The sequence below is a fragment of the Bradyrhizobium sp. CB1015 genome (assembly GCF_025200925.1).
GTDB lineage: Bacteria > Pseudomonadota > Alphaproteobacteria > Rhizobiales > Xanthobacteraceae > Bradyrhizobium.
Genome location: NZ_CP104174.1, coordinates 4,413,857 through 4,426,821 on the forward strand (window position 1 = coordinate 4,413,857; position 12,965 = coordinate 4,426,821).

At 65.4% G+C, this 12,965-nt stretch carries 15 protein-coding genes; 12 read left to right on the forward strand and 3 right to left on the reverse strand.

Annotated features, from left to right (window positions below; genetic code table 11):
- Position 1: 1 nt before the first annotated feature.
- From N2604_RS20290 to gmk, 8 genes are all read left to right on the forward strand, one after another.
- Positions 2–1,027 (forward strand): fatty acid desaturase family protein, encoded by a 1,026-nt coding sequence (locus N2604_RS20290; protein WP_260370034.1) that lies wholly within the window; start codon positions 2–4, stop codon positions 1,025–1,027.
- Positions 1,028–1,216: 189 nt separating this feature from the next.
- Positions 1,217–2,176 carry an ACP S-malonyltransferase gene (gene fabD / locus N2604_RS20295; RefSeq protein ID WP_260370035.1) on the forward strand — a complete coding sequence of 320 codons (960 nt, stop codon included), beginning with the start codon at positions 1,217–1,219 and terminating at the stop codon, positions 2,174–2,176.
- A gap of 10 nt (positions 2,177–2,186) precedes the next feature.
- Positions 2,187–2,924 carry a 3-oxoacyl-[acyl-carrier-protein] reductase gene (gene fabG, locus N2604_RS20300; RefSeq protein WP_260370036.1) on the forward strand — a complete coding sequence of 246 codons (738 nt, stop codon included), beginning with the start codon at positions 2,187–2,189 and terminating at the stop codon, positions 2,922–2,924.
- A gap of 312 nt (positions 2,925–3,236) precedes the next feature.
- A complete protein-coding gene (locus tag N2604_RS20305) occupies positions 3,237–3,476 on the forward strand; it encodes an acyl carrier protein (RefSeq protein WP_008551805.1) in 240 nt (79 codons plus the stop codon).
- A 108-nt stretch (positions 3,477–3,584) separates the two neighbouring features.
- Complete coding sequence (gene fabF / locus N2604_RS20310; protein WP_260370037.1) at positions 3,585–4,850, forward strand: beta-ketoacyl-ACP synthase II; 1,266 nt, start codon at positions 3,585–3,587, stop codon at positions 4,848–4,850.
- A 127-nt stretch (positions 4,851–4,977) separates the two neighbouring features.
- Complete coding sequence (gene mltG, locus N2604_RS20315; RefSeq protein ID WP_260370038.1) at positions 4,978–6,261, forward strand: endolytic transglycosylase MltG; 1,284 nt, start codon at positions 4,978–4,980, stop codon at positions 6,259–6,261.
- A 116-nt stretch (positions 6,262–6,377) separates the two neighbouring features.
- A complete protein-coding gene (locus tag N2604_RS20320) occupies positions 6,378–7,265 on the forward strand; it encodes a YicC/YloC family endoribonuclease (protein ID WP_260370039.1) in 888 nt (295 codons plus the stop codon).
- A gap of 3 nt (positions 7,266–7,268) precedes the next feature.
- Positions 7,269–7,928: a guanylate kinase gene (gene gmk, locus N2604_RS20325; protein ID WP_172786453.1), complete on the forward strand. Its 660-nt coding sequence runs from the start codon at positions 7,269–7,271 to the stop codon at positions 7,926–7,928.
- Here the strand turns inward: gmk and N2604_RS20330 are convergent.
- Positions 7,861–9,117, reverse strand: a complete 1,257-nt coding sequence (locus tag N2604_RS20330; protein WP_260370040.1) for a hypothetical protein — start codon at positions 9,115–9,117, stop codon at positions 7,861–7,863. The genes gmk and N2604_RS20330 overlap by 68 nt on opposite strands.
- A gap of 363 nt (positions 9,118–9,480) precedes the next feature.
- Between N2604_RS20330 and N2604_RS20335 the strand changes: the two genes are divergently transcribed.
- The 3 genes from N2604_RS20335 to N2604_RS20345 all read left to right on the forward strand — a co-directional run bounded on the left by N2604_RS20335 (position 9,481) and on the right by N2604_RS20345 (position 11,014).
- Positions 9,481–9,798, forward strand: a complete 318-nt coding sequence (locus tag N2604_RS20335) for a helix-turn-helix transcriptional regulator (RefSeq protein ID WP_260370041.1) — start codon at positions 9,481–9,483, stop codon at positions 9,796–9,798.
- Complete coding sequence (locus tag N2604_RS20340) at positions 9,795–10,280, forward strand: SRPBCC family protein (protein ID WP_260370042.1); 486 nt, start codon at positions 9,795–9,797, stop codon at positions 10,278–10,280. The genes N2604_RS20335 and N2604_RS20340 overlap by 4 nt, the downstream gene beginning before the upstream one ends.
- 116 nt (positions 10,281–10,396) lie before the next feature.
- Positions 10,397–11,014: a cupin gene (locus N2604_RS20345; protein ID WP_260370043.1), complete on the forward strand. Its 618-nt coding sequence runs from the start codon at positions 10,397–10,399 to the stop codon at positions 11,012–11,014.
- A gap of 43 nt (positions 11,015–11,057) precedes the next feature.
- Here the strand turns inward: N2604_RS20345 and N2604_RS20350 are convergent, their stop codons facing one another.
- Positions 11,058–11,759 carry a Crp/Fnr family transcriptional regulator gene (locus tag N2604_RS20350; RefSeq protein WP_260370044.1) on the reverse strand — a complete coding sequence of 234 codons (702 nt, stop codon included), beginning with the start codon at positions 11,757–11,759 and terminating at the stop codon, positions 11,058–11,060.
- A gap of 17 nt (positions 11,760–11,776) precedes the next feature.
- Positions 11,777–12,016 (reverse strand): hypothetical protein, encoded by a 240-nt coding sequence (locus N2604_RS20355; RefSeq protein WP_260370045.1) that lies wholly within the window; start codon positions 12,014–12,016, stop codon positions 11,777–11,779.
- A gap of 157 nt (positions 12,017–12,173) precedes the next feature.
- Here N2604_RS20355 and N2604_RS20360 point away from each other — a divergent pair, with 157 nt between their 5' ends.
- Positions 12,174–12,911, forward strand: coding sequence for a Crp/Fnr family transcriptional regulator (locus N2604_RS20360; protein WP_260370046.1), 738 nt, complete (start codon positions 12,174–12,176; stop codon positions 12,909–12,911).
- Positions 12,912–12,965 lie beyond the last annotated feature (54 nt).

The window sequence follows — 12,965 nt, forward strand, 5'->3', positions numbered from 1 at the left end:
CATGACCGCGCTTCGCATGCGTGCCCGCGATTTCCTGACCGATGATCAACTGGCCGAGATACGTCAACGCGCGACGTGGAAGGGCGCCGCGCTGATCGCGCGCGCCTGGGCGCTGATCATTGGCGCCATCGCGCTGGTCGCGTGGTGGCCCAACCCATTCACCTATATTCTCGCTGTCGCCATCATCGGCTCGCGCCAGCTTGGGCTAGCGATCCTGATGCATGACGGCGCGCATGGCTGCCTGTCGCCCGACGAGAAAACCAATCTGGCGCTGAGCCAGTGGTTCTGCGCCTATCCGCTGTTTGCGGAGACGCGCAGCTACCGGCGCTACCACCTTCAGCACCATGCGCGCACCCAGCAGGAGGACGACCCCGATCTCGTGCTGTCGGCGCCATTTCCGATCACCAGGCTGAGCTATCGCCGCAAGTTCATCCGCGACATCACCGGGCAGACCGGTTACCAGCAGCGCAAGGCGCAGCTGCTCAACGCGCTCGGGCCAAAGGACTGGCCATGGCGGCAGCGTGCGGGGCATTTCTGGGAGATGCTCGGCCCGCAATGCGTGGTCAATGCGATCATGTTTATGACGCTCGCCGCGGCCGGCGTGTGGTGGGCCTATCCGCTGCTCTGGCTGGTGCCGCTATTGACCTGGATGATGGTCATCACGCGCATCCGCAACATCGCCGAGCACGCCGTCGTCCCCGACAGCAGCGACCCCTTGCGCAACACCCGCACGACGCATGCCAATTTTCTCGAGCGCCTGTTCATCGCACCGTATTACGTGAACTATCACCTCGAGCATCATCTCTTGTTCTATGTGCCCTGCTACAATTTACCGAAGGTGCATCGGCTGCTGAGTGCGAGCCGGTACGCCGGCCGCATGGAAGTGCAGCCGGGCTACGCCGCGGTGCTCAGGCTGGCCACGGCAAAGCCGAACCACGAGGATCGGCCGGGTCAATTGGTGAACAGCGCGCGCCGTGCGCAGTCGGGGGTGAAGGTCGACGCCAACCAGACCGCCGGCGGGTTTTGAGGGGGCTCATTCCGCGTTGAATGCTGCTCCAAGTTCCCGTCTCGGCTTGACAGTGCGGCCCCGGACGGTGTCTACGGCCCCCTTTGGAGCATGATCCGGAACCATGGCCCAAGGAACCGCGGACCAAGGCCGCGCGTAATCGGCTGCCGGTTCAGAATAGGGATCATGCCTGACAAGCAGGGAGCGCCGATGACGGCTGCATTCACATTTCCTGGGCAGGGTTCCCAGGCGGTCGGCATGGGCAAGGCCCTGGCCGACGCCTTTCCGGTGGCGCGCGCCGTGTTCGACGAGGTCGATGCCGCGCTTGGAGAGAAACTGACGGCTATTATCTGGGAAGGTCCGGCCGAAACCCTCCAGCTCACCGAGAACGCCCAGCCGGCGCTGATGGCGGTGTCTATCGCGACCTTGCGCGTGCTCGAGGCTGAGGCTGGTTTTTCCGTGGGACGAGCCGCGGCCTTCGTCGCCGGCCACTCGCTGGGTGAATATTCGGCGCTGGCGGCGGCCGGCAGCCTGACGGTGTCGGATACCGCGCGCCTGCTTCGCACCCGTGGTCTCGCAATGCAAAAGGCCGTCCCGGTCGGCGCCGGCGCGATGGCCGCGCTGCTCGGTCTCGACTACGAGGCCGCCATGGAGGTCGCGGGCGAGGCGGCGCAGGGGCAGGTCTGTCAGGCCGCCAACGACAATGGCGGCGGGCAGGTCGTCGTCTCCGGCGACAAGGCCGCGGTCGATCGCGCCGTCGAGATCGCCAAGGCCAAGGGCGCCAAGCGCGCGATGCTGCTGCCGGTGTCCGCCCCGTTCCATTGCAAGCTGATGCAGCCCGCAGCGGATGCCATGGCGGAGGCGCTGTCGAAGGTCACGATCAAGGCGCCGGCCGCGCCGCTCGTGTCGAACGTGCTGGCAAGCGCCATCACCGATCCCGACGAGATCCGCCGCCGGCTGGTCGAGCAGGTCACCGGCACGGTGCGCTGGCGCGAGTCGGTGGCTTATATGGCCGGGCAGGGCGTCACCCGCTTCTTCGAGATCGGCGCCGGCAAGGTGCTGACGGGTCTCGTCAAGCGCATCGCGGACGGCGCCGTCGGCATTGCGGTCGGCGGCCCGAACGATATTGCCGCCGCCAAGGATGCATTGGCCGCTGCGAAGCAGGCTTAAAGGAGTCATCATGTTCGATCTGACTGGCCGAAAGGCGCTCGTCACCGGCGCGACCGGCGGCATCGGCGGCGCGATCGCGCAGGCGCTGCACGCGCAGGGCGCCACCGTCGCCATATCAGGGACGCGCAAGGAGGTGCTGGAGGAGCTTGCCGGTAAGCTCGGCGAGCGCGCCCACGTGCTGCCCTGCAATCTCTCCAAGGCCGATGAGGTCGAGGCGCTGGTGCCGGCTGCGGAAGCGGCCATGGGCCAGGTCGACATTCTCATCGCCAATGCCGGCATCACGCGCGACAATCTCTTCGTGCAGCTTCGCGACGAGGACTGGGACGAGGTCATCAACGTCAATCTGACCGCGACCTTCCGCCTGGCGCGCGCCGCGACCAAGCTGATGATGCGCAAGCGCTTCGGCCGCATCGTCGCCATCACCTCGGTGGTCGGCGTCACCGGCAATCCCGGGCAGGGCAATTATACTGCGTCGAAGGCCGGCCTGATCGGCATGATCAAGACGTTAGGGGCCGAATACGCCAAGCGTGGCGTGACCGCGAACTGCATCGCGCCCGGCTTCATCAAGACGCCGATGACCGATGCGCTCAACGACAAGCAGCGCGAAACGATTCTGACCAAGGTTCCGGCCGCCCGCCTGGGGACGCCCGAGGACATCGCGGCGGCCGCCGTCTATCTGAGCTCGAACGAAGCAGCCTATGTCACCGGGCAAACCATCCACGTCAACGGCGGCATGGCCATGATCTGACGCCTCGTGCCGCGCACGCCTGTCACGGCGGTGCGGCATGCGGCAAACGGCCGTTTCCGGAGCGAAATGAGGCTTGTAGTCAAGGCAATTGAAGTATGATAACCGGACCTTCAACGGATGGGCAAAGAACGCCATTGCAGGTTTTTGAAACCCTGTATATTGGCGATGCGGAGCCTTTGGCCGTCGTTCGCCGGGGCCTCCATCGGTTAGGATGGGCCAAATCAAGTTCGTAAGCGAAGGCAGTCAAACGACCACGACGGCTCGTATCGTCCCGGGGGGTCGGGTCTACAGGGAACAACACGAGGTTAAGCAATGAGTGACATTGGCGAGCGGGTTAAGAAGATCGTGGTCGAACACCTTGGTGTTGAACCCGAGAAGGTTGTCGACAACGCGAGCTTCATCGACGACCTCGGCGCCGACAGTCTGGATACCGTCGAGCTGGTGATGGCGTTCGAAGAGGAATTCGGTTGCGAGATTCCGGACGACGCTGCGGAAACGATTCTCACCGTCGGCGACGCCACGAAGTTTCTCGAGAAGAACGCGAAGAGCTAACGCTCTTCATTTTCGCGGGGACAACATTGAAACCGGACGGGCCGCTTCGCAGCGGCCAGCCGGTTTCTTGTTATTGGCCGTGATTCTTTCGATGCGGAGTTTTCGGATATGAGGCGGGTTGTCGTCACGGGTCTCGGCATGGTCTCGCCACTCGGCTGTGGCGTCGAGCCGACCTGGAAGCGCATCCTCAACGGCGAAAGCGGTGCGCGCAGGATCGAGAGCTTCGATGTCTCCGATCTGCAGACCAAGATCGCCTGCACGGTCGTGCGCGGCGACGGCTCGAACGACAGCTTCAATCCGGACAGATGGATGGAGCCGAAGGACCAGCGCAAGGTCGACGACTTCATCATCTTCGGCATGGCCGCGGCCGGCCAGGCGCTCGACGACGCCAACTGGCATCCCGAGACCGAAGAGGACAAGTGTGCGACCGGCACCATGATCGGCTCCGGCATCGGCGGCCTCAACGGCATCGCCGACACCGCGATCCTGCTGAAGGAGCGCGGACCGCGCCGGGTGTCGCCGTTCTTCATTCCCGGCCGCCTGATCAATCTCGCCTCCGGCTACGTCTCGATCGCGCACGGCCTCAAGGGACCGAACCATTCGGTGGTCACCGCCTGCTCGACCGGCGCGCATGCGGTCGGCGATGCCGCCCGCCTGATCGCGCTCGGCGATGCCGACGTGATGGTCGCGGGCGGCGCCGAGTCGCCGATCAGCCGCATCGGCATTGCCGGCTTCAACGCCGCGCGCGCGCTCTCGACCGGTTTCAACGAGACGCCCGAGAAGGCCTCGCGTCCCTACGACAAGGACCGTGACGGCTTCGTGATGGGCGAGGGCGCCGGCGTCCTCGTGCTGGAAGAGCTGGAGCACGCCAGGCGCCGCGGCGCGAAGATCTATGCCGAGGTGATCGGCTACGGTCTTTCGGGCGATGCCTATCACATCACGTCGCCGTCGCCCGATGGCGATGGCGGCTTCCGCAGCATGTCGGCCGCGCTCAAGCGCGCCGGGCTGACGCCGTCCGATCTCGACTACATCAACGCGCACGGGACCTCGACGCCGCTCGGCGACGAGATCGAGCTCGGTGCGGTCGAACGTCTGCTCGGCAACGCCGCTTCCAAAGTGGCGATGTCCTCGACCAAGTCGTCGACCGGCCATCTGCTCGGTGCGGCCGGTGCGATCGAAGCGATCTTCGCGATTCTGGCGATTCGCGATAATGTCGTGCCGCCGACGATCAATCTTAACAATCCGTCGGTCGAGACTGCGATCGATCTCGTGCCGCACAAGGCAAAGCAGCGTGAGGTCAACGTCGCGTTGTCGAACTCTTTTGGTTTTGGCGGTACCAATGCGTCGGTGATCGTCCGGCGCCTGGTCCATTAGTTTGTGTTTGAGACGAATCCACCGTTTTGCCGTATTCGGCGATAGTCATGGACGTGGGCGCGTGCGTTTTTGGCAGGGCAAGCGATTGTCGGGCCGCGATTGAACCGGCAGGATTCAGGTTGTTTCGATGAGTGAAAGGCCGCCCATTTCACCCCGGAGTCCGCGGGCCGCGCTCGAGCCCGAGCAACTCCCGCCGCCGCCCAAGCGGTCGGACCGTGCGCGCAATCCGCTCGTCATCGTCGGCAACGCCATCATCACCCTTCTGCTGATCGCCATGCTCGGCGCCGGCGGCGTCTATTATTACGGCCGCCAGGTGCTCGAGGCGCCCGGACCGCTGAAGGAGGACAAGATCGTCAACATCCCGCAGCGTGCGGGCAAGCGCGACATCGCCGAGACGCTGAACCGGGAAGGCGTGACCGACGTCAATCCCTGGGTGTTCATCGCCAGTGTCGCCGCGTTGAAGGCGAGCTCTGACCTCAAGCCGGGTGAGTATTCGTTCCAGAAGAGCGCCTCGCTGCGCGACGTCATCGCCACCATCGTCGAGGGCAAAGTGGTGCAGCACGCCGTCACGATACCGGAAGGGCTGACCTCCGAGCAGATCGTGGCGCGGCTGTCCGACAACGACATCTTCACCGGCAGCGTGCGCGAGCTGCCGCGCGAAGGCACGCTGCTCCCGGAGACCTACAAATTCCCGCGCGGCACGCCGCGCGAGCAGGTGGTCCAGCGCATGCAGCAGGCGCACAAGCGCGTGCTGACGGAGATCTGGGAACGCCGCAATCCGGACATTCCGGTCAAGACGCCGGAGCAGCTGGTCACGCTGGCGTCCATCATTGAGAAGGAAACCGGCAAGCCGGACGAGCGCAGCCGCGTTGCCGCGGTGTTCGTCAACCGTTTGAAGCAGCGGATCAAGCTGCAGTCCGATCCGACCATCATCTACGGCCTCGTCGGCGGCAAAGGCACGCTGGGCCGGCCGATCAAGCGCAGCGAGATCACGCAGCCCTCGCCCTACAACACCTATGTGATCGAGGGCCTGCCGCCGGGCCCGATCTCCAATCCGGGCCGCGCCTCGCTGGAAGCCGCCGCCAACCCGGCCCGCACCCGCGACCTCTATTTCGTCGCCGACGGCACCGGCGGGCACGCCTTCACCGAAACCTACGACGCGCACCAGAAGAACGTCGCCAAGCTCCGCGCGATGGAGAAGCAGATCCAGAACGACACGGTCGAGCCGGCCGAGGACGCGCAGCCGCCGGCGGCTGCCGGGCCTGGCGCCGCCGACGCGCCGACCGCGACCACGCCGGCACGGCCCAATCAGCAGAAGAAGCCGCCAGCGGCACGCCCGGCTGGTCCCGCCAATCCCGCACCGGCCCGGCAGGGCGCGGTGCAGCCGTCACCGCCGGTGGTCCAGCGCTGAGCCCGCGCGCAGACCAGCTGGCGGGCATTGCGCATTCCACTTTCCGGCAAAATAGTCTTAAGATTCGCGTGGCTTGATGGCCTCGCGAATCCCGTGTTCCTGGAGAATCTGAACTGATGGCGCTGTCGTCCATGACCGGCTTTGCGAGAAGCCACGGCGCGAGCGGGCCGTACACGTTCGAATGGGAGTTGAAGTCGGTCAACGCCAAGGGCTTTGACTTGCGCGTGCGGCTGCCGCAGGGGTTCGACGAGCTCGAGTCCCACGCCAAGAAGCGCGCCGGCGAGCTGCTCTCGCGCGGCACCGTCTACGCCAATCTCAACGTCAAGCGCACCAACGCCGCCACCACGGTGCGCGTCAACGAGGACGTGCTCAACGCCGTGCTAAAGGCTGCCGCGCTGATCTCGGGGAAGGTCGACGCGGTGGCGCCGAGCATCGACGGCCTGCTCGCCATCAAGGGCGTCGTCGAGGTCGCCGAGCCCGAGGGCGACGAGGCGGAGGACAAGGCCGCGCGCGCCGCTGCCGCCGAGGCCTTCGACAAGGCGCTCGACGAGCTCGTCGCGATGCGCAAGCGCGAGGGCACGTCGCTCGGCCAGATCCTGACCCAGCGCGTCGACGAGATCGAGCAGCTGGCAAAGAAAGCGGAAGCCGCGCCCGGCCGCAAGCCGGAGGCGATCAAGGCGAAGCTCTCTGAGCAAATCGCAGCGCTGCTCGACACGTCCGACCGCTTCGATTCCGACCGCCTGATGCAGGAGGCGATCCTGATCGCGACCAAGGCCGACATCCGCGAGGAGCTCGACCGCATCGCCTCGCACATCGCGCAGGCGCGCGAGCTGATCGGCAAGGGCGGCCCGATCGGCCGCAAGCTCGACTTCCTGGCGCAGGAGTTTCACCGCGAGGTCAACACCTGCTGCTCGAAGTCGAACGATATCGAGCTGACCAATACGGGCCTCGCCATGAAGAACGTGGTCGAGCAGTTCCGCGAGCAGGTGCAGAATCTGGAGTGATCGATGACGACGGGCGGTCACGGAACTGACGGTGTCGAACGGCGCGGATTGATGTTCGTGCTGTCCTCGCCATCAGGTGCGGGCAAGACGACGCTGTCGCGTCTTTTGATCGAGCGGATGCCCGGCCTCAAAATGTCGGTCTCGGCGACCACGCGGCCGATGCGCCCGGGTGAGGTCAACGGCAAGGATTATACGTTCGTCGACAAGGCGACGTTCGACGCGATGGTCAAGGCCGACGAACTCCTGGAATGGGCGACCGTGTTCGACAACAGCTACGGCACGCCGCGCGGACCCGTCGAGGCGGCGCTGTCGGCAGGCCAGGATGTGCTGTTCGACATCGACTGGCAAGGGACTCAGCAATTGAAGCAGAAGGCGCGCGCCGACGTCGTCAGCGTCTTCATCCTGCCGCCCTCGGCGGCCGACCTCGAGAAGCGCCTGCACTCGCGCGCGCAGGATTCCGACGAGGTGATCCGCAAGCGCATGAGCCGCGCCAGCGACGAGATGAGTCACTGGGCCGAGTACGACTACATCGTGATCAACCACGCGGTCGACGAGGCTTTCGCCGAGGTGCAGTCGATCCTCAAGGCCGAGCGCCTCAAGCGCGAGCGGCGGATCGGCCTCGTAGGCTTCGTTCGAAGTTTGCAAGGTCAGCTTCAAGGTTAGGCCGCGACAGGCGCGGCCCTTGCTTGGCCAGCTGTTCCAGCATCGTCGTGATGCCGTCGACGTCGACGTCGACGGCATCGGCGTCACGACCTGCCGGCGCGTCATCGTTAGCCTTGCCGATCTCGCCGGCGCCGAGCTTGGGCGCTGCGGCGACGGGCTGGAATATCTTCTCGACCATCTCGTTCTCGACCTTGTTGCTTCTGGTCTCGACGGGCTCTGCGGCCGGAGCGGCGGCACGTTGCCTGCGCGCGTCGATCAGCTCGATCTCGCGACCGATCGCGGCAAGTTTCGTCACTTGTCTTGTCGGTTGCGGACGTGCCGCATCGAAGTCGATCGGGCGCGGCGGCTGGGCGGCGGCCGGCATTGAATCGCGCCAGGGCGCACGGCTTCCGTCCTGGTTCTGCGCCTGCCAATCGTCCCAACGTCCGTGACGGTCCGCCGACCGGAGGCGGACGCGCGCGCCGGCGAAGCGGTAGATCAGGCTCGCCAGGATTCCGGCGAGCGCGAGCGCGCCGCCGATCACGAGCAGCAGCATCTGCAGCGAGCCGGTCGGCTTGTCAGTCGTGCTGTTGTCTGCCGCAGCGAGCGCCACGGGCGAGGAGGATTTCGCCGGCTTTGCGCTCGGCTGCGCGGCCGCTGCGACAACGGTCGGTGCCGGCGGCGACGCGGGTGGAGCGGATGCTGTGGAGACATCGGGCCAGGGCGCGGCGCCAGCGGGTTGCTGCGTGTTGCCGTCAGCGGCCTGATCCGCGGATTGTTGCACCGGTGTCGCAGCAGCGGCTTGCATCGGAACGTTTGCCGTCTTGGCAGCAGCAGTGCCGCGCGGCGTCAGATATTCGGCGCGCGCGTCCTGCACCGGGTTCTGCTGCGGCGCCGGCGCATCCGCGGTCGGTGCATCGCTGCCGGCCGGGGCGGCCTGCGCGGTCCTCGCGCTCTCCTTCTCACCGGCGGCGCGCAGATACCAGCATTTGCGCTTCGTCGTGCGATCGAGGCGGTAGTACCAGTGCTGGCCCTGCGGCGCGGCATCCTTCGGCGAAGCCAGGCAGTCGGGCGCCGCGTTGGCCGTGCTCGATGGCGGAGGCGCGTTCTGCGATACCGCGGCCAGTGGCGCGCCAGCAAGGATGCTGGCGACGAGGGTCGAAATGAACTTTGCGGCGCGGTTGCCCATCCTGGTCTCCCGGTTACGCATGACGCAACTCTTTACCACCCCTTTGTCATCAAAGACTTGGGTGGCAATGAGCCGCAAATCCGGAGAGGATGTGGCTTGAATCGGGCCTGCGCGCCGTTCGTTCCGCCGCGAAATCAGGCTTTTTCCCTTACTGCTTGGTCGAGCTCCAGGTTCCGCCGCACGGGATGGATCACGGGTTCGCCGAAGGCTCGGCCTTCCCCCTCCATGGCTTGGCAGCTTTGACATTGCCTCTTCTCCAGTCGCCGCCAACAATTGACAACGATCATTAGTTTGCACTAATCATTAGCTATAACTAATGATGCCAGGAAATGTGGGGCAAGTTGCAGATCGGAAGATCTGGCCGGCATCGGGCGGTGAGTGGCTATGGCTAAAGACAGCGCACAACTGGCTGCTCTCGGCGATCCGACCCGCAGGCGGATCTTCGAGCTTGTCGGTGCACGGCCACGCACGGTCGCTGAGATCACGCGACAGCTGACGGTGTCCCAGTCGGCCGTTTCACAGCATCTGAAGGTGCTGCGCGAATCTCGCTTGGTTCGCGCAGAGCCGAAGGGGGCCAGCAACGTCTATCACATCGATCCAGCGGGGCTCGGCCAGATGCGCGCGTGGCTCGACCGGTTCTGGAGCGACACGCTGGCCGCTTACAAGTTAGCCGTCGAGAAACCACCGGAGGGACCCAAATGAATACACGTGTGTCGGTTGCGCCCGTAAAACATTCCATCGTCGTCGAGGCGCCGATCGAGCGCGCGTTCAAGGTCTTCACCGAAGACTTCGGCAGCTTCAAGCCGCGCGAGCACAATCTACTCGCCGTCCCCATTGCGGAGACTGTATTCGAGCCTCGGGTGGGCGGAAGCATCTATGATCGGGGGATCGACGGCAGCGAATGCCGCTGGGCGCGTGTGCTGGCGTTTGAACCACCCAATCGAGTCCTCTTGAGCTGGGACATCAGCCCGCGCTGGCAAATCGAAACCGATCCCGCCAAGACCAGTGAATGGGAGGTCCGGTTCATTGCGGAGACAGCAAGCCGGACCCGCTTGGAGCTGGAGCACCGTCACTTCGATCGGCATGGCGAAGGCTGGGAAGGCGTCCGCAGCGGCGTTGATAGTGATCAGGGTTGGCCGCTCTATCTGCGGCAGTTTGCCGAGCTGATTGCCGGCAAAGGTTGACGCGCCGTTCCAACGCGGCGTCATGATGATCTGAGGAGGCCCTTTCGAGCCCTGCTCCGAGAGGGCCCGGAAACTTCTCACCTCCGCAGCCGTTATTTCGCGGCTGAGGAGGCGTCATGCCGGTCAAGGATCAGATCAAGAATTTCGCCAAGAAGCTGGTGGAGGAGCAGCCCGATGCGGCAACGCTGCGGGCGCTGGTGCGGGCCCGCAAGCCGACCGCCATGCACTTTCGCGACGATGGCATCGTGCCGAACAATCCGCTCCTCCCGGCGCTGCTGTATCGCGGGGCGGTGAAGCTGAACGGTCGGCGCTTTCCGCCCGAGGTCGTCATCGACACGCTGTTCGACACGAATGGCTGGGGCCGGTCGTGGCGCGACACCGTGTACGACTTCGTCCACTATCATTCGCAGATCCATGAAGTAATGGGTGTGGCGCGCGGTGCGGCGAGGATCGAGTGCGGCGGAATCAAAGGCCGCATCCTGAATGTGAAAGCCGGCGACGTTCTGGTCCTTCCCGCGGGCACCGGCCACCGGCTGATCGACTCCAGCCGGGACTTTCTGGCCGTCGGAGCCTACCCGCAGGGCGGCACCTATGACGAATGCACCGACACGCGCCAGCATTCTGACGCGGTCAAGCGCATTGCCAAGGTCCGCAAGCCCAAGACGGATCCCGTGCTGGGGAGCGGCGGGCCGCTACTCGCCGCGTGGCGGACAAAGTCGCGACGGGCAGGGTAGCGCGTCGTGCGCCCCGGCCAGATCGCACGTTCATCCGTTCCGCTCAGCTCAGATAGTCCGGCGTGAAATCCGCCAGTCTCCGCAGCTCGTCGGGCTGGAGCAGCTCGATCTCGCTGCTTTCCCAGGCGATCAACCCGCGATGCCTCAGCTCCTGGATGGTGCGATTGACGTGGACGATCGACAGTCCGCAGGCGTCAGCGACGTGACGTTGCGTCATCGGCATCTGGAAACTGTTCCCTTTGACGAGGCCGACGACCGCCAGCCTTGCGGCCAGCTCGCAGATGAGGTGCGCGACCTTGGGCAGCGCCGCCTGCGCGCCGAGGCGGGCGATCCATTGCCGCGAGACCGCGGCGTCGATCAGCGTCGCGCGCCAGAAGGCGCGGGTCAGGTGGATCGAGCTGTCGAGCAACTGGCGGAGCTGGCTGTGGGCGACGGTGCCGACGATGGTCGGGCCGAGCCCCACGAGGTCCGCGTCCATCGGCGAGACCAGCAGCGTGTGCAGGCACGGCATGTCGCCGGGTACGTGGAAGGCGAGGGTCTGGCTGCGATCGCCGACGATGCGCGACTGGTAAAGAAAGCCGCTGACGACGAAGACGCAGCGGGTCGCGGCCTCGCCCTGGCGCAGCACGATCTCGCCATCCGCGACCTGGCGCAGCGTGGACGGCAAGCCCGCGATCTGTCGGCGCTCGTCCTCGGACAGGCCTTCGATCGCCTGGAGACGGGCGATGAACTTCGGATGCGGCATGAGCCTCGCGTGCCGCTTCAGCGGTCCCGCGGCACCGGCGCCTCGGCCAAGCGACGCGACAGTTTCGCAAGCGTCCAGTCGGAAACCGGCGCGGATCGGAACTCGCGGATGGCGCGGGCGAGCTCCTGATCCGACATCGGCTGGACCGGCTCCCTCAGCGTTCCCTTCAGCAAGGCATCGCTGATGCTGTCCAGATGCTCGCCCGCATCGGATTCGAACAGGCGGCGGATGCGCTCCAGGAGAGTGGTACTTTTCATAAGAAGGCCGGCTCGGTCCGAAATCGGGGGGATTGGTGTGGCTGCGATCGGTGCGTCGCAGGCCGATTAGCAACCTGTGCTTCCGATCGGCGTTCTAGTCCGCTGAACGCAAGCCGGACGTATCATTTGATAGAACCGGCGCGATTATTGGCGCCCCATGGAAAAAGCTCACAACGTGCTGATACGGAACCTCGGCGAGCACACCGCGCTCGCAGAGGAGGACATGGCCGAGATTCGCGCGCTGACCTTGTTGCTGCGCGATTTTGCGCCCAACGAGGATTTCATCCGTCAAGGCGACGAACCCGAGCATTCCGCTTTGGTCGTTTCCGGCATGGTTGCCCGCTATCACCTGCTCGGCAGCGGGCGGCGGCAATATCTGGCGTTCCATCTCACCGGCGATCTTCCGGACGCGCAGGGGCTGTTCATCGACCAGATGGATCACGGGCTCAGTGCGCTCGGGCCGGCATCGGTCGCGTTCATCCCGCACCGCGAATTGTTCATCGCGTTCCGGCGGCGGCCGGCCTTCGGGCTCGCCGTCTGGCGCGAGACGCTGCGCGATGCCGCGATCTTTCGCGAGGCCATCACCAACAACAGCGCCCGGTCGATGCAGGCGCGCATGGCGCACCTGTTTTGCGAGCTGTTCTACCGCGCCCGCGCGGCGCAGCTGGTCCGCGGCAATCGCTGCCGCATGCCGATCAGCCTCGCGCAACTCGGCGAGACGCTCGGCATGGCGATCGCGACGGTGAACCGGACGCTCGCCGATCTCAGGCGCAGCGGCGCAATGGATCTTCGTGACGGCGAGCTGGTCGTGCTGAAATGGCGCGAGCTGCAGCGGCTCGGCGATTTCAGTCCGGCCTATCTGCATCTGAAGCAGCAATCGCCGCCGCCTGCGTGAGGCGCGTCGGCGCGGGAGGGCAACAACGCCGCCGACGCAACGATGTCAGCTGCG